Consider the following 25875-nt stretch of genomic DNA (forward strand, 5'->3'; position numbering starts at 1 on the left):
AGTCGGCGGGCGGCCCGGCCTGACTTGTTCGGGTCGAAAATGGAGCTAGGGTGCTGGTAAGGAACGTGCGTCGCCAGCGTCACGTGCAGGTTACGGGCCCTGACGGTGAGTGTCTGACTGCGTAGACATGACTACGCAATCATACAGGACTATGGCCGGCGATGGGAGGTGCCGTGACGCGACTGGCGAGGCCGGGTGGAAGCCCTCCGACGCCGCGCAGCGTGGACGTCGCGCGGCTGGCCGGCGTCTCCCAGAAGACGGTGTCCAGGGTCCTCAACGACGAGCCGTATGTGTCGGCCGACGTGCGCCGGCGGGTCCTGGACGCCGCCGAGGAGCTCGGCTACCGGCGCAACCAGGCGGCCCGGGCGCTGGCCTCCGGGCGGACCCGGTCGATCGGCGTGGTGACGCTCGGCAGCGCCTTGTACGGGCCGGCGTCGTGGCTCATGGGCATCGAGCGGGCGGTCGGGGAGGTGGGCTACACGCTGCGGGTGGCCACCACGATCGAGGGCGACCCGGTCGGCATCGCTAGCGCCCTGGCGTCGCTGCTGGACCAAGGCGTGGACGGCGTCGTCATCTCCGAGCCGATCGACGAGGGCGTCGGCCTCATCAGCGTCGACGTGCCGGTCCTGGTCCTCGGCGCGCCGCCCACCTTCGCCGCGCCGCAGGTGGTGACCGCCAGGGTCGGCGCGGGCCGGCTCGCGCGGGCTGCGACCGAGCACCTGCTGGAGCTGGGGCACGCGACCGTCCATCACCTGGCGGGCCCGCAGCGGTGGTATTCGGCACGGGACCGTCTCGCCGGCTGGCGCGAGGCGCTGCGAGCCCACGGCGCGGACGAGCCGCCGGTCGTCGAGGGCGACTGGTCGGCCGCGTCCGGCTACGCGGCGGGCCGGGAACTGGCCGGCGACGGTGCCGTGACCGCAGTGTTCGCCGCGAACGACGACATGGCGATCGGTCTCATCCGCGCGCAGCTCGAGGCCGGGCGCCGCGTGCCCGAGGACATCAGCGTCGTCGGGTTCGACGACATCCCGGTCGCCGCCTACGTCACTCCCCCGCTCACCACCGTGCGGCAGCCGTTCGACGAGGTCACGCGGCAGGGCCTCGCGCTGCTGGTACAGGTCATCGAGAAGCCGGACGTCGAGCTTCCACCGGCGGCCGACCAACCGGTCGAGCTCGTCGTCCGCGCCTCGACGGCGCCACCACCGCCCCGGCCGATCCCGGGACGTGGCCGCCGAGCGAGCCGTCACTGAACCATTTACCGGAGACCTCTTCAGCTATCGATCACCGCCCGCCGTGACCTCACCGGCCACCCACGACTTCTGAAACACGCCTTAGCGCAGTTCCACGATCCTGGCGCGGGTGTTGGCTGGGGCCTCCGGGTGCCCGCGCTCGACGTCGGCCCGAACGTCAGCAACGGTCTTGCCGGCCAGCTCCCGCCGCCAGGCCAGGTCGGCGCCACGCATGGCCTGGGCGAACGCGCAGGACTGTCGATAGTCGACGCCCGCGTGCTCGCCTGGGCCCTTACGGAGGATCTGGTCGCACTGGAACAGCTCCTCCGGGCCCTCGATCGCGGCCACGATGTCCAGCAGGGAGACCTCCGCCGGGCCGCGGGCGAGCTGAAAGCCCCCGCGTGGCCCCGAGGTCGACGTCAGGATTCCGGCTCGGGCCAGGGCTTGGAGCTGCTTGTTCAGGTACGCCGGCGGCAGCTCGTAGAAGGCGGCGAGGGTGCTGGTCGGCACCGGGGCGTCCAGCCAGCTCAGGTTGAGGCACGTGTGGAGGGCCCATTCGACGCCCTGACTCATCCGCATGATCCTGGACTCTACCTGTCCAGAATTTGGGACGTCGGATGTGATCGCTGGCGTCGCTGATTCTGGACATCTAGTGTCTAGGAATCGGTGAACGACGAAGGAGTCGAAAAATGACTGTGGTACGCGCGGCCCAGGCCGAGGTTCTCGACAGCGATCCGGCCAGCGTGATCACGCTGCTCCTCGACCCCGAGCACACCGGCGGCGCCCTGACCAGCAACCGCACAGTGCTCAAGCACGGCACTGACGGTGCGCCGCCGCACCTGCACACCCACTCCGGCGAGTTCTTCTTCGTGCTCGACGGCGCCCTGGAGATACTCGTCAACGACGAACTGCGCACCCTGCATCGGGGAGACGTGCTCTTCGTCCCGCCGAACACCCCACACGCCTTCGCCCCCGCCGACGGCCGGGACGCCGACTTCCTCGTCGTGATCACCCCCGGCAAGCCCCGGTTCGACTACTACCGACTGCTCGACAAGGTGCACCGGGGCGAAGCCACCTGGCAGGACGTCGCCGAGACCCAGGACCGTTACGACAACCACTACGTGGACAGCCCCTTGTGGGCCGGCCGACGAGGCTGACCGACGCGACCTGTTCGTGCAGAGGCTGCCCCGTCGGCGCGGGTGATCCGCACCGACGGGGCAACGACTGTCGGACTGGCGCTACCCCTTGGCGATCCTGATCGTCGCGCTGCGGTAGTTGTTGCGCCTGTCGTTCTTCGTCGGGTCGTAGTTCTTCTCGATGTTGCCGGCGCTGTCGACCGAGAACCAGCGGAACGTCGTCGTCTCGGTCACGTGGAACACCTGCCCCGGCTCACGGAACTCGGTTGCCGCGTAGCGGGGCGACTCGAGCGTGGGCCGGCTGCCGTCGGTCGTGTAGTAGATGGTGGCCGGCTCGCTGGTCTCGAAGTGCACGTCGACAGGCCCGGAGTAGCGCCCCGCACCCGGGACCAACCGGGACGTCGGGTCCTTCTTGTCTCTGCCCCAGTCCGCCGCGACCCGGAACATCTCCATGATCCCGTTGGCGTACTCCATCGTCTCGGCGTGGCCACTGACGAGCTCGGGGTTCCCGTCCCACTCCGGCTGGAACGAACCGCCCTGCCAGTCGCCGGTGGCCGGGTTGTAGACGGAGCCGCCGACCTCCCAGCCGAACGCGTAGATCCCGTAGGTGTGGTAGAGGTCCTCGCGCACGTTGCCCGCCGAGGAGTAGAGGACGTCGGACGAGCCGCCGACGTTCTCCGGCGTCACGACAGTTTCCCGGTGCGCCTTGACCTGCGACAGGATCCGGGCGGCGGACTGCCAGTAGAACGCCTCGTCACCCAGTGGCGGACGCGGGGTGGTGATCCGGCCGTCCGCGATGTAGGCGCCGGGCTGCCAGAAGAGCTGGCCGCCGTTGGAGTGCACCGACATCATGAACTTGATGTTCTTGTACTTCTCGACCAGCCAGATGATGTTCTTCGACTCGGGCTCGGACAGCTCCTCCGGCCCCTGGTAGGTGCCGCTGACGCAGTTGGTCGACCCACCCGCGTAGCCGTCGTGGCCCGACCCGACGCGGTAGTTCCGGTTCAGGTCGACGCCCCAGGAGTTCCGCTGCGCCGGGTCGGCGCTCGCGTCCGGGCAGTGGTTGGTCATGTTCTTACGCTGCGAGGCGAAGTTGTAGAAGCTGTAGTTCGCCCCGTCGGGGTTGTTGGACAGGATGAAGAAGACGTCGGTGTTCTCGACGATCTTCTTCGTCTCCCGGTCGGACCGGTAGTTGTGCACCAGACGCTCGGCCGACTCCAGGCTGGTCGTCGCCGGCACCCACTCGCGGGCGTGGTCCTGCGCCTGGATGAGCACACCGGGCTTCTTACCGTCACGGTGCTTGCCGATCCGCAGTACCGGGATCGTCGCGGGGCCTCGCGGCACCTCGCCCTCCGGTGCTCCGACACGCTTCTGGTCGAGGAAGTCGGTCAGCGCGACCGGGCCGGCCGTCGGAGCGACGATGCCGGTGCCCTCGTTGGTGCGGTACGGGTGCGCCCGGTCGATGAGCCCCGCAGAGCGGCTTCGCAGCGCCTCGGCCACCTCGGCGGCCGTGCTCGTCGGCGCACCCGAGGCGTCAGTGGCGAGCAGGACACGAACCGCCGTGCCGGTGACCTCCACCGCCAGCGGGAGACCCGGGTCAGCCCGGTCCACGAAGTCCACAGTGACGTCGTTGCCGCCCTGGTGACCCCATGCGGCCGAGGAGACGACGACCGCCGCCTGCCCCGCGCCGCCGATCTGGGCCTGCGCCTTGCGTTGGTACCCGTTCGTCTGGTTCGGCAGGTAGACGATCTCGGCAATGTCCGGGTACTGACGGGCGATCTCCTTGGCACGGCTGTAGAGCTGCTGCGGGTGCCGGTAGCCGTCCACGAAGTCCGACTTGTAGGACGGGTTCTCCGTCAGCGGCGGTGGGGCGTCCTCCAGCCAGTTGGAGACGACGCCGGTCGCGACGCCACCTGTGGAACTCGTCAGCTTGATCTTGCTGGGGCGTACGTCGAGCTTGAAGAGGTTCCGGTGGAACATGTACTGCCCGGAGTCGACGAACCGGCTCATCGTCCGGGCGAAGCCGAACGGCGTGCCCTTCCCCGAGTCGTTCTCCACCTGCATCCCGACGATCGGGTCCTCCTGCTGCCCCTCGGTGGTCCGCGCTTCGACGTAGAGGAAGCCCTGACCCTTTGTGGTGAACCAGTCGGCGCGGACGACGCGTACCGTCGCGTCGTGGTTCGCCGGCTGGGCCGCCCGCGCGCTGGCCGCGCCGATGCCAAGACCGCCGTCGGCCTCGTCGCTCCACACGAAGCCCGCGTCGGCGCCGAGCACCTCGACGCCCATCGCCGTCAGTTCGGTGACCTGCTCGGCGGTAACCACCGCTTCGCCCTCGATGCCGTTCGGCACGCGCCGGAGGCCGTGTTCGAGGTCGAAGCCGGCAGCGGCCACCTTGTCCAGCATGTCGGCGCCGGTCAGCCTGATGTGTACGAGGCGTACCGACTCCCGATCCTCAGGCTGGGATCGGCTGGCGGCGGCTGATGGCCCCGTGGGATCCGCGCCCGCAGGGCCGGTTGTCACGAGGATGCTGCCCACCAGGGTGGACAGCGCGAGCAGCGCGATGCGCCGTTGTGATCGCCGCATTCCCCCTCCTTCTGCCTACGACGGGTGATTGCCGGCGGACCGGTCCGGTGAGCGTATGTGCGTTAGCGGCTCCAGCGGTTCACGTCGATCGAATTTGAGCATTCCTTGAGGCGACCGTCGCCGACTCCGCGCCGCCGCGTCAGTAACCTCGGCGGCCTCTCCCCCGGCCGAGGAAGCGCCTCCCCATCTGTCGGGGAGGAGAGCCGTTCCGCAGCCAGCGATCGTTGGACCATGGCTGTCGTTGAGATACCGACCCGTGCCAGACCGTGGGCACTGGCGTGTGCCGTGTTCGTCGTCGCCGCGGTGGCTCAGCGGCTCTATTGGATCGCGGGTGGCCGGTGGGGGTACACCGCGTGCGACCGCACCGATCTGGTCGACCCGGCGGGCGGGTGCGGTGCGGACCAGGTCGTGGCGTTGCCGCTCTGGTCGGGGTGGGGCGCGGTGGGAGTCGGCGTCGCCCTCGCGGTGGTGCTCGGGTGCACGGTCCGGTTCCCCGGCCGCTGGGCCACCGCCGGCAGCTGGGCTGCGGCCGCGCTGCTCCTGGTGGCCGCGTTCCCGCTGCACCTGCTCTTCGAGATCCCGGCGGCGCTCGCGGGACGGCCCTCGGACTGGCGTGACCTCGGAGCCCGGCTCCTGCTGGTGGCCGGTGGCGTCCTGTTCGCCGGGCTCGCGAACGCATCCGGGCCCCGGCGCGGACCGGCCGCCGTCGGCTACCGGCCGGTGCCGCGGTGGACGCGCCGCTGGGCGTACGTCGCCGTGGCGCTGCCAGTGGTCGGCTGGGCCGTGCCCCACGCGCTGTGGGTGCTCGGCGTTCCGGTCGGCATCTCCGGGCGGGAACTGAACGACATCGAGCGGAACCTCTCCACGGCGACGGGTTTGGCGATCACGCTCGTCCCGCCGCTCGCCGGCCTGCTCGTTCTCGGTCTGGTCCAGCGGTGGGGGCAGCAGTTTCCGCGCTGGGTGCCGGGACTACACGATCGACAGGTCCCCCGACCGCTGGCGGTGATCCCGGCCGGCGTGGTGGCGCTCACGCTGGTCGCCTACGGCGTGCTGAGCATCGCTGTGCTCGTCGGCCGACTGCTCACAGGTGACACGCGCTGGTCCGACGTGTGGGACGGGTGGGCCGTCACCGCCACGCTGCTGGTCTTCCTCGGCTGGGGAGTGTCGTTGGCCGTCACCACCGCCGGCTACGCCCTCGCCACCTCAGCCGCCACCTCCATGACCGACCTCCCCGGATCGGAGCACCCATGAGCCCCACCGACTCCGCCCGCGTCGCAGCCACCGACCCGCCGCCCTGGGCGATCTGGGCCGCCTATGCCGTCCCGCTCTGCGTTCTGCCGTCCGCGCTCTGGCGACTGTCGTTGGTGTTCACCGACGATGGCACCACGCACTGGTACATGGTCTTCCTGTCCGCGCTGTCGATGGGACTGGCCCTGTTGACACTCGGGCTGGTGCACCGGTGGGGACAGCGAGTTCCGCACTGGGTACCCGACGTCGGAGGCCGTCCCATCCCGGCGCGTCCGGTCGTGCGCATCGCGCTGACCGGCGGCTCGTTGCTCGTCGCTGTCTGCGTGTACTTCCTCCTCAACCACAGGTTCCACTTTGTGCAGAGCATCTGGGTAGGCATCGGTGAGGACGAACCGGTGCACCCGACTCCCGGTTGGGAGGTGCTCCGCTACTACGCCCCAATGCTCGCGTGGGGCCCGCTCGTCATAGCCGTGGCCGCCGACTACCGCCGGCGTGCAGCCAATTTTCGACGACTGGAGAAGCCATGAGGATCCGCAGCACGAGGCGACCACCGAGCGCACCATCGTGTACGGCGGCGATGGCGGCGGCACCACCTGCGGAGGCAGCGGTTTCTTCGTGGGGTGGCTCACCCTCGCAACCGCCTACCGGGACAAGGATTTCGGCCAGTGGCTCGCCTCTGACGACCGGTACGCCGATGAGATCCTGACCCGACCCGTCCTGGAGCTGAACTGAGCCGCGCCGCGACAAGCCCTCGCCGCGTACTCCTTCCCGGTCAGAACGTGGCGATCGGGTTGATCGGACTGCCGGACGTGCCAGCGAAGCGGACCGGTGCGACCGCCAGCTGGAAGTCCCACTGGCCGAGTTCGGCAGCCGTCGTCGCGCAGGCCTCCAGGTCGCAGTTGTCGAGCATCCACAGGCCCATCGCGACGAGGCTCACGGCGTGGACCGGCATCAACACGTCGTCGTACCCCGACGGCTGAACGTCCTGGGGGGTGTCGGCGCCGATCAGCGCCACCCCGCGTTCGTGCAGCCACGGCAGGCAGGACGCGTGCCAGCCGGCCTGCGTGAAACCGCTGGCCGCACCGTTCTCGTGCCGGAAACGGCCATAGCCGGTCCGCAGGAGTACCGCGTCGCCGGGTCGCACCCGCACCCCCTGGCGACGCTCGGCCTCCACGAGATCGTCGGGATACACGCCCTCCCCCGGCTCCAGCCACGGCACACCGCGGGCCGCCGCGACGTCCAGCAGGACACCACGCGTGACGATCCCGTTCGCGGCCGCCGTGACGGCCGCCCACGCCGAGCCCGTCGCCGCGTCGACGAACGAGTGCGATCGCCCGTTGTACATAGTGCCGTCCCAGTAGATGTGGCACGGCGAGTCGAGGTGGGTGAGGGTGTTGCCGTGGTACGAGATGCCGATCCGCTCGGACGAGAAGCCCCAGCGCCGGTCGGCGTGGAAGGCGGGCGGCATGTTCTCGGCACCCGGCATGTCGGCGGTGCACGGGCACGTCGTCGTCGACCGCTCCATGTCTCCCGGTGCGGAGACCTCCCACGCGCAGGACACGCTTCTGCCGTGTCGTACGGCCCGCGCCGCCGCCAGCCGGACATCGTCGGTGATGTGGTTCAGCGTGCCACGTTCGTCGTCGCCGCCCCACCGCCCCCAGTTGGACAGCGTGTCGAAGTACCCGAGCACCTCGTCCTGGGTCGGCATCGATCGTCCTGCCGTCATGTCAGCATCGACTCCTCTGGTCACGCGGGTTCGAGGCACCGCAGGTCAGAGTAGTCCGCCGCTTGATCGACGGATGACCGCAGGCAGCGCAGGGGCTGTTCTACTCACTGAACTCGGTCACGGAGAGCGTCTCGTCCAGCCGGCCGGCTGCCAGGTGGTCGTGGCGGATCACGAAGCTGCCGTAGTAGAAACCATCGGGCAGGGGAAACCGGGCGAGCGACACCCATTCGCTCGTCAGCCGGTGCTTCTCCTTCTCCACCTGGGAATACCACTGCGCCACCGGGACGACGATCTGACCGGCCTTCTCCCGCCCGGCTAGGGCCTGCTCCGCGATGCTCCTGATCACCTCGTCGTCGGCATACCCACCGATATCGGCGCTGGCAAGCCCCTCGACGGGCGGCCAGAGGTCGTCGGCCAGCGCGCGGAGCTCCTCCAGATGCGGCAGGTCACGCTTCAGGTCATGGGCCAGCTGCTGCTGGAAGGGCGACAGGTCGTCCTCGTCCTCATCGTCGTGCGTGGCGATCCATGGGGGCAGCTCCGCGCTCAGCGTGGCGAAGACGTCGTACTGCTCGCCGACGAAGTTGAGGATGCTGGGTTCTTCCGCCACCTCGGTTGCGGTGTCGGCCGGCACGTACAGGACCCGCGCGTATTTCCGGTCGCCGGCGCCACCGGCCAGGTGGTCCTCCTCGTGGGCCAGGAAGAAGCGCAGCGACCCATCGGCCGGCAGGCCGAAGCCGTCGACTCTCGGCAGGGCCGCACAGTCGACGGAGAAGACGAACGGCAGCGGGCTGGCTCCGGCGGTCGGCCAGTCGGTGCCCACCGGCAGTCGGGGCAAGCCACCGAACTGCCCGACCGGGGCACCGCCGGAACCCCCGCCCAACCGGATCGCGAGGCGCAGGTGTTCGGCGAACCTGCCGATCTCGTCGTCCGGAATGCCCAGCTCTATCGCGGCACGGCGGAGCTGCCCTTGATGATCCATGGCCCAGCATGATGCCACGCGGATACGACGAGAGGACGCCAGGCGACCGGGTGGCTCGATGGTCAGAGCCCCTGCCCCACCTCGACCAGGTAGCCGTCCGGGTCGCGCAGGTAGCAGCGGATCTCCGTTCCGTGGTCCTTCGGCTCGGTGAGGAAGTCCGCGCCCCGGGACTTCCACTCCTCGTAGAGCTTCCGAATGTCCCGGACCCGGACGTTCATCGCGCAGCTCAGGGTGTTGGAGTCGGCCGGTGCCTTGGCCTGCACCGTCGGCTTGTCGTCCGTCGGACCGCCCTCGACGTTGATGATGATGTAGCTGTTGAAGAACTTCATGATCAGCGGGCTGCTCTCGTGGACGCAGGTCGCCCCGAACACCCGCTCGTAGTACTCCCGGGACCGCGCCAGGTCGCGAACGATCAGCAATGTCGCGAGGAACATGCCGTCCTCGGGCTCGAAGTAGTCGGGTGCCGGGTTGGCCAACTCCATGCCGTCCTCCTGTCGTCGCCCGTCCAGCGCGAGAAGTCGGGCGGCGTATCCCCCGCAGATGTTTGCGAAAACGCCACTGCGGCTGGTGATGTCCCGACCGACCCAACAGGTGCCGACCCGGCAGGGGGATGGCATATCGCTCTGGTGAGGGAGGCCGTGCGCCAGTGGCGGTGCGATGGTCAAGCCATGACCGGCGGCCGCCAGTGGACGAGGGCATCGTGGGCGTCGGTGGTGACGGCAGTGTCCGAGCAGGCGGGTTGGGGTGACGATGACGAAGCTTGGTGTCCGGGTGGCCCGGATGTTCGACGGCGAACGGCTCGTGGACGGTGGGGTGCTGGTCCTGCTCGACGAGGGGCGCATCGCCGCGGTGCACCGAGGCAACGCCGAGGCGCCGGACGGCTGGCCGGTACGCGAGGAACCGAACGGCACGCTGCTGCCCGGCTTGGTCGACGCGCACGTGCACCTGTGCGCCGACGCCGGGCCCGACGCGCTGGGCCAGCTCGCCGATCATCCCGAATCGGACCTCGAAGCGGTCGTCGAGGCGTCGCTACGTACGCACCTGACGGCCGGCGTCACGACGGTCCGGGACCTGGGCGACCGGCGTGACGCGGTGCTGCGGTGGCGGGATCGGCGGGTGCGGGACGACCTTCCGACGGTGGTGGGGTCGGGCGCACCGCTCACCAGCGTCGGCGGGCACTGCTGGTCGTTGGGGGGTGAGGCGAGCGGTGTCGACGGGGTTCGCGAGGCCGTACGTCTCCGGGCGGCGGCCGGTGCCGATCTGGTGAAGGTCATGGCCAGCGGCGGGGTGTTCACCCCGGGCACCGACACCACGAGGCCGCAGTTCACCGATGAGGAACTGGCCGCCGCACTGACACAGGCCCACAAGCTGGGTCTGCCGGTGACCGCGCACGCGCACGCGCTCAGCGCGGTCGAGCAGGCGCTGCGCGTCGGTGTGGACGGCATCGAGCACTGCACCTGTGTCACCGCGGCCGGCGCCCGTGTTCCCGCTGAGCTCGCGGACCGACTGGCCGCGTCCGGGGTGGCGGTCTGTGCCACGCTCGGCACCGACCCGGCCGTGGTCACGCCGCCGGAGGTGGTGGAGATGGCGGCGCGGGCCGGGCTCAGCGAGGCCACGCTGCGCGACGCCGTTGCCACACTGCACCGGGCCGGGGTCCGCCTGGTGGCCGGTTCGGACGCGGGTCTCGGCCCCGCGAAACCGCACGGGATCCTGCCCGAGACGCTCGTCGAGTACGTGGTCTGCGGCATGCCCGCCACCGCCGCCCTCGCCGCGGCGACCTCAATCGGCGCCGAGGTGTGTGGCCTGGGTCGACGCAAGGGCCGCGTCCACCCCGGGTTCGACGCCGATCTGTTGATCGTGGACGGCGATCCGACGAGCGACATCACTGTGCTGCGCCGCCCGCTCGCTGTGTACCTCGCCGGTCACCTCGTGAGATGAGGGTGTCGCCGGGTCAGGACGAGCGGAGCTGCTGGCGGAACCAGGCCCGGTCGGGGTTCACGACGGCCTGATCGCCGAGCACGACGGTGGGCACCGTCTCGTTACCGCCGGCTACCGCCCGGACGGCGGCGGCAGCGGCCGGGTCACGCCAGATGTCCACCCAGTGCGCCCGCCGGGCGAGCCGGCCGAGGGAGAACCGGAGCCGGAGGCAGTAGTGACAGCCGGGACGCCAGTACACGATGGGCCGGCCGTCGACCGCGCTGGCCCGCTGCGCCTCGGCGGCGCCCAACGAGCGGGGGAAGGCCCACGGTGACAGCAGCAGCGCCAACGCCAGGAGGACCAACAACTCGACGCCGCCGACGACGGGCAGACCATCGGCCACTTGGGTCACCGCCACCACCACGCCGAACGCCGCCATCAGGATCGCCAGAGCCCACCGTCGCAGCACGCCGATGACCCTACCTCCAGGTACGTGATGGTCGCCGTTCCGGCCAGGTGGGCGGCCACAACACCTTGACAGGTATCGATGTTAACGCCAACATGAACTCCGCCACCTGATCGCAACGCCACAGTCACATTCCCAGCCCTTCGCGCCTCTCCCCCGGTCCTGCCCGACGTCGCCGCGCGGCGACGACCGGATCGGCTACGGGATCGCCGCAGTCGTACCGGTGCTGGTCAATGACCGTTCCCAAGCTCGCGGAGGACAGATGCCGCTGCCATTCCCTCGAACCGACCCGAACAGCCGTCGGGCCGTCCACCGGGGGCCCGCCGGCCACGGCATCCCTCGGCGTCTGCGGTCGATGCTGGCCGCGGTGCTGGCGGTCTTGGCCGTGTCGGCCGGCCTGACCGTGGCCGCGCCGGCACAGGCCGCACCCGCCGTCACCTACACGAACCCGTTGGTGAACCAGCGGGCCGACCCGCACATCTTCCGGCACACCGACGGCTACTACTACCTGACCGCGACGGTGCCGCAGTACGACCGCATCGTCCTGCGCCGGGCGACCACCCTGCAAGGGTTGGCGACGGCGGCGGAGACGACGATCTGGAGCCGCCACACCAGCGGAGAGATGGGCGCTCACATTTGGGCGCCGGAAATCCACTTCATAAACAACCGGTGGTACGTCTACTTCGCCGCGGGCCGCACCGACGACGTGTGGCGGATCCGGATGTACGTGTTGGAGAACGCCAACGCGAATCCGCTGGCCGGTTCGTGGACCGAACGCGGCCGGATCACCACACCCTGGGACACCTTCAGCCTGGACGCCTCGACCTTCGTCGCAAACGGGGTGCGCTATCTGACCTGGGCACAGCAGGAGCCGTCGATCGGAAACAACTCCAACGTCTACCTCGCCCGGATGGGTGCCAATCCGTGGCAGATCACCGGCACCGTGACTCGACTCGTCGTGCCGACGTACGACTGGGAGACCCGCGGCTACCGGGTTGCCGAGGGACCGGCGGTGATCCAACGAAACGGCCGAATCTTCCTGACCTACTCGGCCAGCGCCACGGACGCCAACTACTGCCTCGGGATGCTGAGCGCCTCCGCCAGCGCGAACCTGCTCGACGCCGCCTCCTGGAGCAAGAGCCCCAACCCGGTGTTCGCCAGCAACGCGGCCACCGGCCAGTACGGCCCCGGCCACAACTCGTTCACCGTCTCCGAGGACGGGCAGAGCGACATCCTCGTCTACCACGACCGGAACTACCGCGACATCACCGGCGATCCGCTCAACGACCCGAACCGACGCACCCGGCTACAGAAGGTGTACTGGAACGCCGACGGCACCCCGAACTTCGGCATCCCGGTCCCCGACGGTGCCACACCGGTGCGGCTGCGGTCACATGACCAGGCCAGCAGCTACATCCGGCACTACGACTACCGAGCCCGGATCGAGCCGAACGTCACCAACCTGGCCGACACCCAGTTCCGCATCGTCACCGGCCTCGCCGGCGGCGGTTCGGTGTCGCTGGAATCGACCAATTTCCCCGGTTACTACCTACGCCACCGGGGCTACGCCCTGTACGTGGAGAAGAACGACGGCTCGGCGCTGTTCGGCGGCGACGCAAGCTTCCGTCGCCAGGCCGGCCTCGCCGACAGCGCCGGGATCTCCCTCGAGTCGCAGAACTTCCCGGGCCGCCACGTGCGCCACCGCGACGGACTGCTCTACATCGAGGCGGTCAGTTCGAGCGCCGAACGCGCCTCGGCCACCTTCCACCTGGACTAGGCGCCCGCTGTCGTCGACACCCGTCCAGGTACGCCCGGAGCCCATTACAGCCAGGAGGAGCGATGCCGTTCATCAGCACGAGAAGACCGTCCGGCGGTCTGTCGATCCGTCGCGGCCGGCGTACGGGCCTGGTGCTCGCCATGATCACCACGCTGGTCGCCGCGGCCGGTGCCGCTCTGGTCGGCGCACCGCCGGCTGCGGCGGCGAGTATCGACACCAACGCCTACTACGTCCTGGTCAACCGGAACAGCGGCAAGGTCCTCGACGTCCGGGACACCTCGACGGCAGACGGCGCGGTGATCCAGCAGTGGTCCCGTAACGACGGCGCGTGGCAACAGTTCCAGTTCGTCTCCTCCGGCAGCGGCTACTACCGCCTCAAGGCCCGGCACAGCGGCAAGGTCGTCGACCTCTGGGAGTGGAACACCGCCGACGGCGCCGAGTACCGCCAGTGGCCCGATGCCAACGGCACCAACCAGCAGTTCCAGGTCCTCGACTCCGACAGTGGTTACGTCCGACTGATCAACCGCCACTCGGCCAAGGCACTCGAGGTCTGGGAGCGGTCCACCGCCGACGGCGGCCGGATCAGTCAGTACGCCGACCTCAACGGCCCGAACCAGCAGTGGCAGCTGGTCGCGGTAGGCGGCGGCACGCCACCGACCACCGGCTGTGGCAGCGGGTCGACCAACGCCGAGGCCGTACTGAGCGGGAGCACCTGGACGGCCCGCAATGGCTCGTCGACTGTCTACTCGGGCGCGGACATGCTGTCGGCGATGCAGGCGGCGGTCAACTCGCTGTCGGCGGGTCGTACGTCGAAGCAGCGGGTGGTGGTTCGCGGTTCCGGCTCGATGAGCGCGGGCTCGCGGTTGTCGCTGCCGTCGTACACGACCCTGGCCGTGTGCGGCACGATCAACGTGACCGGGTCGGGCTCGGGAGACCAGGCGCCGGTCTACTCGCGGGGAACCACTGACGTCGAGGTGCAGAACCTCACGCTGACCGGTTCGCCGCTGTACGGGATCTTCATGCGCAACGTGAACAACCTGACTCTCGGGCAGATCGACATGCGGCTTTCCGCCGGTCTGGGCGTACGCATCGACAACCACGGTGGAGATCGGGCGGTGAAGGTCCGCAACGTCCGCATCGACAACGTGTACGTGTCGGGGACCGGCACTCACGGGGTGGAGACGTACGGCGTGGACGGTCTGACGATCGGCACTGTCACGGCCCGGAACACACGGGACTCCGGCCTGCTCCTCAACGACACGATCAACGCCACGGTGGGCACCGTCGACGCGCAGGGCGCCGGGGCCGGAACCGGGTACGCGGCGTTCCGGATGGCCAACCGCAACGGCCGGGTGGGCAACTCGTACCCGACAAACATCCGGGTCGGAACCGTGCTCGCGTCCGGCGGTGGCCGGGGGATCTTCTGCGTGTCCGAGTCCGGCGGCGCGGTCATCGACCGGGTGACGATCTCGAACACGGGGAACAACTCGATCCTGGTGGAGAACTGCTACAACGTCGTCATCGCCGGGGTGTCCGGGACGGTGACGGGCGGCGGCGAGGTGCGGATCGCGGCCCGGAGCGAGTTCCCGATCTCCTCTGGCATCCGGTTCCAGAATCTGACAGTCAGCGGAACCAACATCACCCAGAGCCCCTGCGGTGGGGCGAACAACACGATCAGCAACGTCACCCGGGTGAATTCGACCCTTACATGGTGCTGAGAGGCACTCGGCAGAGCGACTCACGAAAGTTGCGAACGAGGGCTATCGTCGCCAGATGCCGAGCTCCCGCATCGCCGTGACCGCCCTGGTCGCACTCACGGTCGTCGACGTCACCCACACCCTCGTCGCTCTTGGGGCATACGAGCGCCGCGTCGGCGGGGTGACCCATGACGGGTCCGGCATAGTGGAGATCCTCGACAGCATCGTGTCGCTTCGTGAGTTGTCCACAGCGACATTCTGTCTGCTGATCCTCACGCTGCTCACCGCCTCGGCCAGCGTCGCCAACTGGTTCATCCGGACCGGGCGCGCGCGACCAGCGGGCGCACCGACCGCGCCAAGGACGAGGTGGTGGGTTAGCGCGCTCATCGCCGTGCCCCTCAACCTGATCGCAGCCGAGCGGTACCTTTCGGCCACCGCGAACGGCGGCGAATACATGCACGCCGTCCTGGCGGAGACCACCCTGCTACTGGTCGCCGCAGCTGCGGCGCTGGTGGCCACCACGACCGCCGGTATCCAGTTCATCCGGCGTCAGGTCGGGGTTTCGCCGGCTGGCGCTTGCGGGTAGCGATGGCCCATGAACCGCAATCTCGTCAAGGCTCTACAGGTCGCGTGGGAGCTGCCGGAGTTCCGTGCCGGGGTGCGACACGTCGTCGATCTCGAGGAGATCGCGGGGCTGCTGGCGACGCTGTCCGTTCCGGACCATGACCACGAGGTGGAGCGCAGCCTGCTGAGCCTGCTGCGGTCCGCCTTGGACACCGTCGAGATTCGGGAAGCGGTGTTGCTGCTTCTGGAGCGGGACGAGGTGCGCAGGCCGCTCGTCGCGGCGGCGGTGGAGCCGTTGGCGGACCGGCCGGGTCAGGCTGCCGCCATCGCGTCGGCGGCCGAGGATCCTGTGGTGCGGCGTGAGGTACGGGCGGTGTTGGCCAGCGCCAAGGTGCGCGAGCTGATCTGGCAGGCGATCGAGAACCAGCTGAGCGACAACCGCTTCGGCCTGATCCGCCGGGCTGCGGTGCTGTTCGTGTGGCACCCGCGCGTCCGGCGTCTCGCGTGGGCGGTGCGCCGGCACGGCGTGTTGCGGGAACTACGCCGCAAGTAATGATCCACGCCTACCGATGCCAGAGGCGTAACAAGTCTGTTAGCGTTAACAGTTATGACGATCAATCAGAGCCGGATCGATCGTCACGAGCACGGTCAACCCCGTGACAGCGCAGCAGACCGGTGCCGACCGGGCCGACGGGACCGAGCGGGCGCGTACCACCACCACCCAGGAGGACAAGACATGACGCACGATCAGAATGAGCAGGTGAGCGGCGAACGGAAACTGCTGACCCGGCGCACCGTCCTGACGACGATGGGGGCCGTACCGGTCGCAGCGGTCGCGACGGTCGTGGGGGCCACCGAAGCCGTTGCCGCGCCGGCCAGCATCAACCCGTCGGCAACGCGGCAGACGATCCGCGGCTTCGGCGCCATGGCCCACGCGGCCTGGATCGGCGACCTGACGGCCGCCCAGCGGGACACGGCGTTCGGCACCGGCGAGGGTCGGCTGGGGTTCTCCCTGCTGAGGATCCCCGTCAACGAGACCCAGGCGGACTGGAGCCGCGATCTGGCGACCGCGCAGCGCGCTGTCGCACTCGGAGCCACAGTCTTCGCATCGCCGTGGAACCCGCCGGCCAGCATGATCGAGACCTTCACTCGCGGCAACCAGACCAACGCGAGACGGCTCCGATACAGCTCGTACGGCGCCTACGCCACGCACCTGAACGACTTCACCACCCACATGCGCAACAACGGCGTCAACCTGTACGGCATATCAGTGCAGAACGAGCCGGACTACGCGGCCGAATGGACGTGGTGGACGTCCTCGGAGATGCTCCGGTTCCTGCGGGAGAACGCCGGCTCGATCAGCACCAGGGTCATCGCTCCGGAGTCCTTCCAGTACGTGAAGTCCGTGTCGGACCCGATCCTCAACGACTCCGCGGCGCTCGCCAACGTGGACATCATCGGTGCGCACCTCTACGGCACGTCGTACGCGAACTTCCCCTACCCCCTCTTCAAGCAGAAGGGCGCGGGCAAGGAACTCTGGATGACAGAGGTCTACTACCCCAACAGCAACACCAATTCGGGTGACGCCTGGCCCGAGGCGCTCGACGTGGGGGAACACGTCCACCGCGCCATGGTGGACGCCGAGTTCCAGGCGTACGTCTGGTGGTATCTCCGGCGCAGCTACGGCCCCATGCGGGAGGACGGCCAGATCAGCAAGCGCGGCGCCATGATGGCGCACTTCGCCAGGTTCGTCCGCCCCGGGTACGTACGGATCGACGCGACGGCGAACCCCGCCTCGAACGTCTACGTCTCGGCGTACCGGGGCGGCGACACAGTCGTCATCGTCGCCATCAACAAGAACACCTCGTCGGTGAGCCAACAGTTCACACTGTCCAACGCCACCGCCTCCGGCAGTGTCTCGAACTGGCTGACCGACGGCAGCAGGACCGTCGCGCCCCAGGGCGCGCTCAGCATGTCGAACGGCTCGCTCACCGTCACGCTTCCCGCCCGAAGCGTGATGACCTTCGTGACCAGCGTGAGCGCCACCAGCCCCGGGGACACCTACAAGCTGGTCAACGTCGACACCGGCCTGGTTCTCGGCGTACAGAACATGTCCACCGCCGATGGCGGTCTGGCCGTGGTCTGGGGTGACAGCGGCACCGCCGACCACAACTGGGTAAGGGTCACCGACGGCAACGCGTTCCGGTTCCGCAACGTCAACAGCGGCAAGGTCCTCGGCGTCGAGAACATGTCGACCGCCGACAACGCCCGCGTCATGCAGTGGAGCGACAACGGCACCGCCGACCATCGCTGGACCCTGGTGGCCAACAGCGACGGGTCCTACCGGATCCGCAACGTCAACAGCGGCAAGGTGCTCGCCATCCTCAACGGGTCCAGCACCTGGGGCACCCAGGCCGTCCAGTACGCCGACAACGGCAGCACCAGGAACAACTGGCGCCTGACCCGGGTCAGCTGAACGTCCCCGGCTCCGGGTCGACCTCGCAGGGCCGACCCGGAGCCGAACTTCCGCCTCGCCGGCCAGCAGATCACCGACGGCGGCGGGCCATCCACTGCCAGATATGGGTGCCGTTGAGGCTCGGGTCGTTGCGGGCCACGTAGATCCAGGACCAGTGACCGGGGAACTGGTAGCCGTTCCAGACGACGCGGTCGTACAGGCTGATCAGTGATCCCGGGATGAGGTCGTGGGCGTGGACCGTGTTCGTCTCCGGTGGCACTGTGTCGTCGTCGCGCGAGGTGACCAGCCAGGTCGGGGTCCGAATGCTCGCCAACTCCGCGTCGGTGATCAGCGGCGGGCCCTCCCCGCTGAGCGGCTCGACGACACCGCAGATCGGCACCGAGGCGGCGAACAGGTCGGGGTACGTCGAGGTCATCTCCAGGGACATGTAGCCGCCGTTGCTGCAACCGACCACGTAGATCCGGTCCGGGTCGACACGCTTGCGGCGGACGAGGTCCGCAACGATCTCGCGGATCAGCGGGGCGAACCGGGGGCCGTCCTCCATCCAGTAGGAGGTGCTCTGCGGGGCGACGACGTACGCGCCGGAGAAGATCCGCTGGGCCTGCGGGGTGGCGAAGCCGAGCGCTCCCCGGTTGGCGCGCAGCGTGGTCTCGTTGTCGTAGTAGTCGTCAGGCAGAGAGGCGCCCTCGCCGCCACCGTGCAACCAGACGATCAACGGTCGCCGGCCGTGCCGGGGCGAGTGGTCGGGCGAGTACAGCCGGTACTTCATACCCGACCCCGAGACGTGGTAGCTGAAGGCGTCCACCTCCGGGTTCGACAGCCCTGCCTGCACGAAGCGGCTGATGATCACCGGCGAGCCGCGACGCCGGACCACCGGGGTGTTCTGGGTGATGGTGTAGACGAGGTCCAGCCGGACGTTGCGGCCCCTGCTCAGGATGTAGCCGAGGGTCCCACCGCCGGGTTGACCCTCGGCGTGGCTCAACTCCAGCACGATGTTGCCGTGCCGGTCGAGTCGGGCGGCGGTCACCGTGCGGTCCAGGTCGTACTCGCTGAAGATCTGATCGCCGGGAGCGATCGGGATCGGACTGGTGGCCTTGGCGTGGACGCTGAACGTGGCGGGGGTCAGCCCCGCCGGGTCGATCGACCCGAGCCGGCGGGTGTCGAGGGTGACCGAGGTGACCTGCTCACCGCCGTCGAGCGTTCTCGCGTCGAGAGTGAAGCTCACGCTGGTGGAATGGCGCCCATCGGCGTGGGCGGCGGCGCCGGGCAGGGCCAGGCCGATGGCGGCACCGGCCCCACCGGTCAGGACGGTGCGGCGAGTGACAGACGTGGACATGCGGGCCCCCGGTACCTTGCGATGTAGAAGCTCATCGATGGCACCTCAACGTAACGCCGCGGAGATCCGCTGGCAACCGGTGCCGGCACGAGTGATCAGGGCGCCCCGCGCCCTCGGAGCTACGCGGAAGACGCCCTGACCAGTCACGGGAGGAAGGCCGCCCGCACAGTCAGCTCAGGCGCTGGAACACGGAGAACGGGTAGACCCAGGCGGGGTTGAAGATGAGGCCCAGCCGGTGCAGATACCGCTGGCAGGCGCTCGGCTGCGCCGGATCGGGGCAGAACGTCACCCACAGCTCGGAGTAGCCGTCCTTCTCGGTCGGGCTGTAGCTGACGACCTGGTCCCGCACGACGAACTGCATCGAGGTCAGTCGGGGGTCCTGCACGTCGTTGGGGAAGGAGAGGGACGTGTCCAGGCCGTACAGCACGATCTCGTTGGAGAACAGGCAGACGCTCGCCTGGAAGTACAGCTCGTAGATGGTGGTGTAGGCGGCAGTCTCGTAGACCTCCTCGCGGTAGCACGGGGTGCCCGGCGGGAACGCGGGCGGCGTGGGCACCGGAATCGCGTTGGTCGTGATGTCACCGGCGGCGCGGGCCGAGCCGCTCGACGGCGTCGCGCGCAGGCCGCCGTCGGAACAGGTGCTGACGGCGTGCATCCTGAGCGACCCACCACCCACGCGGAGGCGATGGCGTGGTTGACCGCGGAACACCCGGTCCTGCTCGCCGCGCTCCGGCAGGCCGCCAGCGCCGGGTTCGACGCGCACACCTGGCGGCTGGGGCGGGCCCTCGACACGTTCCTCGACCGACAGGGGCACTGGCACGACCGCGTCGAGACCTGCCGGGCGGCCCTGCTCGCCGCCCAGCGCCTCGATGACCCGGTCGCACAGGCGGTCGCGCATCGCTTCCTCGCCGGCGGCCACACCGTGGTCAGCCAATACGCCGACGCGCTGGACCACCTCGAACAGGCCCTCGACCTGTACGTCCGCGCTGGAGACACCGAGGGCGAGGCGCGTACGCACCACAACCTCGCCTCGTTGTGAGACCGGCAGGGCGAGCCCCGGAAGGCCCTCGAGCACTCGAAGCGGACCCTTGTGCTGGCCGAGGCCGCCGGCCACCGCAGGGCCCAGGCCGACGCACTCAACGCGGTCGGCTGGTGCCTTGCCCAGCTCGGCGAGCACCTGGGGGCGTTGGCGTACTGCGAGCGGGCACTCGAACTCCTGCAGCAGCTCGACGACCGCGCCGGCGAGGCCGCCACCTGGGACAGCCTCGGCTTCGCACACCATCACCTCGGCCGGTACGGCCGGGCCGTGCAGTGCTACGAGCGCACGCTCGAGCTGACGCGCGACCTCGGGGACCTCTGGGGCGAGGCGGACACTCTCAGCCGGCTCGGTGACACCCGCCACGCCCGCGCGACCCCGTTTCCGGCCGGGCCGACTGGCAGCGGGCACTGGACATCTTCACGGCCCTCGACCATCCGGACGCCGCCGCCGTCCGCGCCAAGCTCCAGCTCACGTAATCGAGCCCATCGCCCAGAGACCGGCCACCCGGGTCGTACTTTGGGACGATCTGGAGTCGCACCACCGTTCGTACGATGAATCCATGCATCCTCGCCTGCACGCGGTGTCGACCGAGCCGCGTGTCTCCCCCGCTCCGGCGCGGACGTGGCGCGACTGGGCGATGATCGCCGCTCTCGCGCCGGCGATCGTGGTGGAAGGAATCTTCCGACCCGATCTGCCCTGGCGGGTGGGCTGCGTCGTGGTCGCGCTCGCGCTGCTGCCCACGCTGCTGTGGCGGCGTACCGCACCGCTCGCGATGGTGGTGATCGCCTTCGGCTGCACGACGGTCGCCCCGTTCGTGCTACCCGGCGATCCCTGCCAGCTGTTCACTGCGAGCTTCCTGGTCCTCCTGGTCTACGCGCTGTTCCGCTGGGGCTCCGGCCGGGAAGCCGTGCTCGGTTCGTTCTTCGTGGTGGCCAAGGTGACAGCCGCCGGGCTGGTCGGCTCGGTCGACGGCGGTGAACTGGTCGCCGGCTTCGCGGTGATGTTCGCCGCCGCCACGCTGGGTGTCGCCATCCGCTTCCGCGCCGCCACCCGGCTGCGCGAGCTCGATCGGGTGAAGCTGTTGGAGCGTGAACGGCTCGCCCGCGACCTGCACGACACGGTTGCCCACCACGTGTCGGCGATGGCGATCCGCGCTCAGGCCGGCATCGCCGCGTCGACGACCGAGCCGGATGCCGCCGTCGAGGCGCTGCGCACCATCGAGGCCGAGGCGTCCCGCGCGCTTGCCGAGATGCGCGCGATGGTCCGCGTCCTGCGCCGCAACGAGCCCGCCGATCTGGCGCCCAACCCGCAGGTAGCCGACATCGGGCGGCTCGCCGGCCAGTTCCGCACCGGTCCGGCCGTCGACGTGGAGCTGCGCGGCGACCTAGACGACCTTCCGCCCACTGTCGGCTCCGCGCTCTACCGCCTGGCCCAGGAGTCGGTCACCAATGCCCGTCGCCACGCGCGCCACGCCACCCGGATCGAGGTCAGCGTCGCGGCCGATGACACGTCAGTGCGTTTGCGGGTCAGCGACGATGGTGAGGCCGGCGCCGCCCGTCCGACCGGCTCGCCCGGTTTCGGCCTGGTGGGCATGATGGAGCGCGCCGACCTGCTCGGAGGCACCTGCGAGGCTGGCCCCGATCCCGACAGTGGATGGACCGTCACGGCCGTGCTTCCGCGCGAGGGGGTCGGCGCGTGACGGTTCGCGTGCTCGTGGCGGACGACCAGGAGATCGTCCGTACCGGCCTCACGATCATCCTGAACACGCAGCCCGGCATCGAGGTCGTCGGTGGGGCGGGCGACGGCCGCCAGGCGGTCGAGCTCGCCCGGCGGCTCCGCCCCGACGTGTGTCTGTTCGACATCCGGATGCCGGGCTTGGACGGCATCGAGGCCACCCGGGCGCTCGCCGGGCCAACGGTCCCGGAGCCGCTCGCGGTGGTCGTCATCACGACCTTCGACCTCGACGAGTACGTGTACGCGGCGCTGCGGGCCGGCGCCCGCGGCTTCCTGCTCAAGGAGGCCGGCCCTGACCTGCTCAGCCAGGCCGTGCACGCCGCCGCCAACGGGGACGCGCTGATCGCGCCGAGCGTCACCACGCGGCTGCTGAAGGCGTTCGCCGACGCGGATCCGGCCGCACCGCGCGCGCAGCCCATCGAGGCGCTCACCGACCGGGAGGAGCAGGTCCTGGTCGCCGTCGCGCGGGGACGCACCAACCAGGAGATCGCCGACGAGCTCTACATCACGTTGAGCACTGTCAAGTCGCACGTCACCAGCCTGATGACCAAGCTGGGGGTGCGTAACCGGGTCGAGGTGGCGATGTGGGCGTACGAGACCAACCGCCGTCGACGGCACTGGTGACCGGCGGAAGTACGACGACCGTCTCCGACAATGGGCCAACCCGATCGCGGCCCTTGTGCCGATGAGCGGGGGCGGGTGCGGCGTCCACCATCGGTGGCATGACGATGCGCGAGTGGCGGCTACCGGCCGCGTTGATCCTGCTGGGCCTGATACCGATGCTCGCCGGCGCCGGACGCCTCACCGAGCTGGGCAGCGGACCGGAGGTCACCGCGGCCAACGCGCGCTTCGTCGCCGATCCGCTGCCGGTGGTGCTGCACATCGTCGGCGCGGTGGTCTACACGATCCTCGGCGCGTTCCAGTTCGTGCCCCGTCTGCGCCGTCATTCTTGGCACCGCCGTGCCGGCCGCGCGCTCGTCCCCTGCGGGCTGACGGTCGCCTTCACCGGCCTGTGGATGGCCGTCGCGTACGACCTACCGGCCCATGACAACGACGTGCTCGCCGGCATGCGACTCGTCTTCGGCTCGGCCATGGCCGGCGCGATCCTGCTCGGTCTCGCCGCCGTGCTCCGCCGGGACATCGCCCAACACCGCAGATGGATGGCGCGCGGCTACGCGATCGGCCTCGGCGCCGGCACCCAGGCGTTCACCCACGCGCCGTACCTCATCGCGACCGGTGAACAGCCCAACGGGAACCTCCGGGCCGGCCTGGTGGTCGCCGGCTGGTTGATCAACCTTGCGGTGGCCGAGTGGTACCTGCGACGTCCGGCTCCGGTCGTCACCGCGGCGGCCCTGCGCCGAGCTGAGCCCGAGCGGCAGAAAGGCTGAGGGGCTGCGGTCCCCCTGTCGCACCTGACGGTGTGGCTGCCGTGCCGGCGGTACGGCAGCCACACCCTGGCGTCACCTGTTCTGCTTCTCCTGGCACGGCACGCAGAAGCGAGCGTGCGGGAGAATTTCGAGCCGCTCGGCCGGGATGCTCTGGCCGCACCTGTGGCAGGCACCGTAGGTGCCGTCGCTGATCCGGTTCAGCGCACCGGTGATCTGCTCGATGTTCTGACGGGTGGCCAGCAGTAGCGCGGCCTGGTTGTGGGCCTCGCCGGGGTCGCCGGTGTCCGCGTTGAGCTCGGTCAGTTCCCGCAGCCGAGCCGTCTGGGTGGCGAAGTCGTCCGCCAGGGACGCTCGCAGGTCAGCCAGCCAACTCTGGTCGAGAGTAGGACGATGATCGACGCTCATGATCTGCCTTTCAAGGGGAATGGTCGGGAAAAACAAAAAGGGCCGAAGCTTGGATAGCTTCGCCCTGGCGGTCGTTCTGGATATGCAACGACTCCGCAGGTGGGCCTCGGCCGGTTCGCGTCGGGCTCAACATTGTGTGCGTGGGCACGGTGTGCGTGGGCACGGTGTGCGGCGCGCGGACGACCGGCACCCGCATGTCGGCCTTGGGACGGGTCGCCGTCGGCACGCGCACAGCACCGCCTACCGCCACCTCGGTGGCGGCGGGCGAGCGGAGAGTCACCGGCGGCATGCCCCCACCATAGAGCGGGGTTGCCCTAATGCCAACGGTCGCGGTGGGACCTCGTTCCACCACTTTTCGCCACAATAGGGCCGTTGCCCGAACTCAGTCGGCGACCGTCCGGTTCTCCGTCGGCAGGGCGTCGCCGGTTGGTCAGCTCGGGGTGAGGAGGCAGAACTCGTTGCCCTCCGGGTCGGCGAGCACCCGCCAGGGGACGTCCTGCCCCAGGTCGATGGGGGTCGCGCCGAGACTCCGGAGCCTGGTTTCCTCGGCCTCCGGGTCGTCACCGGGGTACGGACGGACGTCGAGGTGGACGCGGTTCCACACGCTCTTCACATCAGGGGTACGGACGAACTCCAGGTAGGGGCCGACGCCCTTGGCGGAGCGCAGTCTCGCACCCTGATCGGTCACCTCGTGCAGTGTCCAATCCGTGGCCTCGCTCCAGAACCGGGCCATGGCTCGCGGGTCAGCACAGTCGACCACCACGGCGGCGATCGGTCCGGTGTCCCGGTAGAGCTCACGGGGCTCCAACACGCAGAACTCGTTGCCCTCCGGGTCGGCCATGACCGTCCACGGCACGTCACCCTGGCCCACGTCGGCAACGGTTGCGCCGAGATCCGTCAGGCGGGCGACCACCTGCGCCTGGTGGGCCGCCGAGGTGGTGGCGAGGTCCACGTGTACGCGGTTCTTCACCGTCTTGGGCTCCGAGGAGACGACGAGGTCGACGCAGACGGCGACGGGGTCAGGGTAGACGAAGCCCTCAGGTTCGAGGTTGGTCACGCCGGGGCCCTCGCTGGAGATTTCCCAACCCAAGGTTTGCGCCCAGAAACCGCCCAGCGCGGAGTCGTCCCGAGCCTTCATGTTGATCTGAACAAGCCGTGTCGCCATGCCGTGATGCTAGGGCCTGTCGAGCCGGCGGTAGCACCCGACCTGTAGTCAGGGACGGGTTCACACCGATCGCCGGCACAGCCGGGCCGCCACAACGTGTCCGGCGCATCCACGCCTGGCGAATCGCTACCACACGTCCAGAACGGTCTCTATCCGTACGGCCAGCACCAGATCCATGCTGCCGTCGACGGCCACACTGACAACCGCGCTACCCGGTGACTGTGCCAGCCGGACCACCAGCGTGGGCGCCCCGGCCAGCGGGTACTCGAACCAACGGTCGGCTGTCTCGTCGTTCGTGTCATCGAGCGCGCCGGTCAGAGCTGCCTCGTCGAGATCGTCATAAAGGCACTGCCATGCCGACGAATCGATCGGCGAGACCGGGGTGGCCCCACGGCTGCCGCCAACCCAGATCGTCGTGCCACGGAGCGATCATGTCGGCAAGGTCCGGCCAGCGGCGAAGCGCCTCGGCACGGAAAGCCAGGACGCGGGCATCCGGCACGAGACCATCCGCCGACTCGTCCGCGAGCCGATCAGCCAGCTGACGAGGATCCTCCGCTGCCCCGGACGGCCAGAAGTACAGGTCGTAGCTCACGCGGGAAGCGTATGTCGCAAGTCTGGGTTCAGAAGTCCAGCGTTCGTAGCCACCAGGGGAGGCAGGGGTCGGCGAACGGGTTGTTCAGCCATAGTCTCTGGCGACTCTCGTCGGCCGGAGTGACAAGTCGACGCAGCTCCCGGCGGGCCTTCTGGGAGACCCGGCCGAAGGCGATGTCGATGACGGCGCGGGGATCATCTGAGTTGGCTCGCCAGTCGTAGTCACTGTGCCAGGGGACCTGGGTGCGGGGACAGCCGTAGCCGCGATCCTTACCCGGCGGTCGACACCAGGTCACGATGGCGGAGGCGGTCCAGTTGTCCGGCCAGTTGTAGAGGCGGTCGAGCAAGCGAAGCTGTCGCATTGTCGAGGCGGACAGGCCAGGCACATCGAGCCGAACCTTGACTCTGCGCGCGGGCCAGGG

At 69.4% G+C, this 25875-nt stretch carries 27 protein-coding genes and 2 pseudogenes; 17 read left to right on the forward strand and 12 right to left on the reverse strand.

Annotated features, from left to right (window positions below; all coding sequences use genetic code 11):
• Positions 1 to 173 precede the first annotated feature (173 nt).
• Positions 174 to 1247 carry a LacI family DNA-binding transcriptional regulator gene (locus AB0C19_RS00540; RefSeq protein WP_357177328.1) on the forward strand — a complete coding sequence of 358 codons (1074 nt, stop codon included), beginning with the start codon at positions 174 to 176 and terminating at the stop codon, positions 1245 to 1247.
• An 81-nt stretch (positions 1248 to 1328) separates the two neighbouring features.
• On the opposite strand, the gene AB0C19_RS00545 is transcribed toward AB0C19_RS00540, so the two are convergent.
• Positions 1329 to 1805 (reverse strand): Rrf2 family transcriptional regulator, encoded by a 477-nt coding sequence (locus tag AB0C19_RS00545; protein WP_357177330.1) that lies wholly within the window; start codon positions 1803 to 1805, stop codon positions 1329 to 1331.
• A gap of 110 nt (positions 1806 to 1915) precedes the next feature.
• Here AB0C19_RS00545 and AB0C19_RS00550 point away from each other — a divergent pair, with 110 nt between their 5' ends.
• Positions 1916 to 2383: a cupin domain-containing protein gene (locus tag AB0C19_RS00550; RefSeq protein WP_238684064.1), complete on the forward strand. Its 468-nt coding sequence runs from the start codon at positions 1916 to 1918 to the stop codon at positions 2381 to 2383.
• Between the two features lie 81 nt (positions 2384 to 2464).
• On the opposite strand, the gene AB0C19_RS00555 is transcribed toward AB0C19_RS00550, so the two are convergent.
• Complete coding sequence (locus AB0C19_RS00555; RefSeq protein ID WP_357177333.1) at positions 2465 to 4945, reverse strand: M14 family zinc carboxypeptidase; 2481 nt, start codon at positions 4943 to 4945, stop codon at positions 2465 to 2467.
• Between the two features lie 231 nt (positions 4946 to 5176).
• Here AB0C19_RS00555 and AB0C19_RS00560 point away from each other — a divergent pair, with 231 nt between their 5' ends.
• Genes AB0C19_RS00560 through AB0C19_RS00570 form a run of 3 tightly spaced genes read left to right on the forward strand, consistent with a single transcriptional unit; the run spans position 5177 to position 6925 of the window.
• Positions 5177 to 6196: a hypothetical protein gene (locus AB0C19_RS00560; protein ID WP_357177335.1), complete on the forward strand. Its 1020-nt coding sequence runs from the start codon at positions 5177 to 5179 to the stop codon at positions 6194 to 6196.
• On the forward strand, positions 6193 to 6720 hold the full coding sequence (locus AB0C19_RS00565) for a hypothetical protein (protein WP_357177337.1): 528 nt from the start codon (positions 6193 to 6195) through the stop codon (positions 6718 to 6720). Before AB0C19_RS00560 ends, AB0C19_RS00565 begins: the two co-directional genes overlap by 4 nt.
• Positions 6686 to 6925 carry a hypothetical protein gene (locus AB0C19_RS00570; RefSeq protein WP_357177339.1) on the forward strand — a complete coding sequence of 80 codons (240 nt, stop codon included), beginning with the start codon at positions 6686 to 6688 and terminating at the stop codon, positions 6923 to 6925. The genes AB0C19_RS00565 and AB0C19_RS00570 overlap by 35 nt, the downstream gene beginning before the upstream one ends.
• Positions 6926 to 6965: 40 nt before the next feature.
• Here the strand turns inward: AB0C19_RS00570 and AB0C19_RS00575 are convergent, their stop codons facing one another.
• From AB0C19_RS00575 to AB0C19_RS00585, 3 genes are all read right to left on the reverse strand, one after another.
• A complete protein-coding gene (locus AB0C19_RS00575) occupies positions 6966 to 7919 on the reverse strand; it encodes a cyclase family protein (protein ID WP_357177341.1) in 954 nt (317 codons plus the stop codon).
• A gap of 100 nt (positions 7920 to 8019) precedes the next feature.
• Entirely contained in the window at positions 8020 to 8898 is an 879-nt protein-coding gene (locus AB0C19_RS00580) for a DUF1963 domain-containing protein (protein ID WP_357177343.1), read from the reverse strand.
• A gap of 62 nt (positions 8899 to 8960) precedes the next feature.
• The gene (locus AB0C19_RS00585) at positions 8961 to 9380 is read right to left on the reverse strand and encodes a VOC family protein (protein ID WP_357177345.1); all 420 of its coding nucleotides are present in this window, start codon (positions 9378 to 9380) and stop codon (positions 8961 to 8963) included.
• 268 nt (positions 9381 to 9648) lie between these two features.
• Between AB0C19_RS00585 and AB0C19_RS00590 the strand changes: the two genes are divergently transcribed.
• Positions 9649 to 10836: an amidohydrolase family protein gene (locus AB0C19_RS00590; RefSeq protein WP_357177347.1), complete on the forward strand. Its 1188-nt coding sequence runs from the start codon at positions 9649 to 9651 to the stop codon at positions 10834 to 10836.
• A gap of 13 nt (positions 10837 to 10849) precedes the next feature.
• Here AB0C19_RS00590 and AB0C19_RS00595 read toward each other — a convergent pair whose 3' ends face one another.
• Positions 10850 to 11284: a glutaredoxin domain-containing protein gene (locus AB0C19_RS00595; RefSeq protein ID WP_357177350.1), complete on the reverse strand. Its 435-nt coding sequence runs from the start codon at positions 11282 to 11284 to the stop codon at positions 10850 to 10852.
• Between the two features lie 259 nt (positions 11285 to 11543).
• On the opposite strand from AB0C19_RS00595, the gene AB0C19_RS00600 reads away from it, so the two are divergent.
• From AB0C19_RS00600 to AB0C19_RS00625, 6 genes and pseudogenes are all read left to right on the forward strand, one after another.
• Positions 11544 to 13058, forward strand: a complete 1515-nt coding sequence (locus AB0C19_RS00600; RefSeq protein WP_357177352.1) for a family 43 glycosylhydrolase — start codon at positions 11544 to 11546, stop codon at positions 13056 to 13058.
• A 62-nt stretch (positions 13059 to 13120) separates the two neighbouring features.
• Positions 13121 to 14776 carry an RICIN domain-containing protein gene (locus AB0C19_RS00605; RefSeq protein WP_357177354.1) on the forward strand — a complete coding sequence of 552 codons (1656 nt, stop codon included), beginning with the start codon at positions 13121 to 13123 and terminating at the stop codon, positions 14774 to 14776.
• A gap of 55 nt (positions 14777 to 14831) precedes the next feature.
• Complete coding sequence (locus tag AB0C19_RS00610) at positions 14832 to 15341, forward strand: hypothetical protein (protein WP_357177356.1); 510 nt, start codon at positions 14832 to 14834, stop codon at positions 15339 to 15341.
• 9 nt (positions 15342 to 15350) lie between these two features.
• Complete coding sequence (locus AB0C19_RS00615; protein WP_266301965.1) at positions 15351 to 15872, forward strand: hypothetical protein; 522 nt, start codon at positions 15351 to 15353, stop codon at positions 15870 to 15872.
• A 1176-nt stretch (positions 15873 to 17048) separates the two neighbouring features.
• A pseudogene (locus tag AB0C19_RS00620) lies at positions 17049 to 17333 on the forward strand (cellulose-binding protein); the annotation flags it as partial.
• A 33-nt stretch (positions 17334 to 17366) separates the two neighbouring features.
• A pseudogene (locus AB0C19_RS00625) lies at positions 17367 to 17795 on the forward strand (RICIN domain-containing protein); the annotation flags it as partial.
• Positions 17796 to 17865: 70 nt separating this feature from the next.
• Here AB0C19_RS00625 and AB0C19_RS00630 read toward each other — a convergent pair.
• Both AB0C19_RS00630 and AB0C19_RS00635 read right to left on the reverse strand, forming a co-directional pair.
• Positions 17866 to 19131, reverse strand: a complete 1266-nt coding sequence (locus AB0C19_RS00630; protein WP_357177359.1) for a PHB depolymerase family esterase — start codon at positions 19129 to 19131, stop codon at positions 17866 to 17868.
• A 169-nt stretch (positions 19132 to 19300) separates the two neighbouring features.
• Positions 19301 to 19786: a hypothetical protein gene (locus AB0C19_RS00635; RefSeq protein ID WP_357177361.1), complete on the reverse strand. Its 486-nt coding sequence runs from the start codon at positions 19784 to 19786 to the stop codon at positions 19301 to 19303.
• On the opposite strand from AB0C19_RS00635, the gene AB0C19_RS00640 reads away from it, so the two are divergent.
• From AB0C19_RS00640 to AB0C19_RS00660, 5 genes are all read left to right on the forward strand, one after another.
• Entirely contained in the window at positions 19781 to 20170 is a 390-nt protein-coding gene (locus AB0C19_RS00640; protein ID WP_357177363.1) for a hypothetical protein, read from the forward strand. The two genes, AB0C19_RS00635 and AB0C19_RS00640, sit on opposite strands and share 6 nt — an antisense overlap.
• A gap of 51 nt (positions 20171 to 20221) precedes the next feature.
• Positions 20222 to 20725, forward strand: a complete 504-nt coding sequence (locus AB0C19_RS00645) for a tetratricopeptide repeat protein (RefSeq protein ID WP_357177365.1) — start codon at positions 20222 to 20224, stop codon at positions 20723 to 20725.
• Between the two features lie 4 nt (positions 20726 to 20729).
• Complete coding sequence (locus AB0C19_RS00650; RefSeq protein WP_238684079.1) at positions 20730 to 21869, forward strand: sensor histidine kinase; 1140 nt, start codon at positions 20730 to 20732, stop codon at positions 21867 to 21869.
• Positions 21866 to 22528, forward strand: a complete 663-nt coding sequence (locus tag AB0C19_RS00655; RefSeq protein WP_357177368.1) for a response regulator transcription factor — start codon at positions 21866 to 21868, stop codon at positions 22526 to 22528. Before AB0C19_RS00650 ends, AB0C19_RS00655 begins: the two co-directional genes overlap by 4 nt.
• 98 nt (positions 22529 to 22626) lie before the next feature.
• Positions 22627 to 23292 (forward strand): DUF2306 domain-containing protein, encoded by a 666-nt coding sequence (locus AB0C19_RS00660; RefSeq protein WP_238684081.1) that lies wholly within the window; start codon positions 22627 to 22629, stop codon positions 23290 to 23292.
• Positions 23293 to 23364: 72 nt separating this feature from the next.
• Here AB0C19_RS00660 and AB0C19_RS00665 read toward each other — a convergent pair whose 3' ends face one another.
• The 4 genes from AB0C19_RS00665 to AB0C19_RS00680 form a co-directional block, all read right to left on the reverse strand.
• Positions 23365 to 23697, reverse strand: a complete 333-nt coding sequence (locus AB0C19_RS00665; RefSeq protein ID WP_266301961.1) for a TraR/DksA C4-type zinc finger protein — start codon at positions 23695 to 23697, stop codon at positions 23365 to 23367.
• A 430-nt stretch (positions 23698 to 24127) separates the two neighbouring features.
• A complete protein-coding gene (locus AB0C19_RS00670) occupies positions 24128 to 24862 on the reverse strand; it encodes a VOC family protein (RefSeq protein ID WP_357177370.1) in 735 nt (244 codons plus the stop codon).
• Between the two features lie 337 nt (positions 24863 to 25199).
• Positions 25200 to 25454 carry a hypothetical protein gene (locus AB0C19_RS00675; protein ID WP_357177372.1) on the reverse strand — a complete coding sequence of 85 codons (255 nt, stop codon included), beginning with the start codon at positions 25452 to 25454 and terminating at the stop codon, positions 25200 to 25202.
• 28 nt (positions 25455 to 25482) lie between these two features.
• On the reverse strand, positions 25483 to 25815 hold the full coding sequence (locus tag AB0C19_RS00680; RefSeq protein ID WP_357177375.1) for a hypothetical protein: 333 nt from the start codon (positions 25813 to 25815) through the stop codon (positions 25483 to 25485).
• Positions 25816 to 25875 lie beyond the last annotated feature (60 nt).

The sequence above is a fragment of the Micromonospora sp. NPDC048842 genome, assembly GCF_040649935.1.
In the GTDB taxonomy this organism is placed as follows: Bacteria; Actinomycetota; Actinomycetes; order Mycobacteriales; family Micromonosporaceae; genus Micromonospora; species Micromonospora hortensis.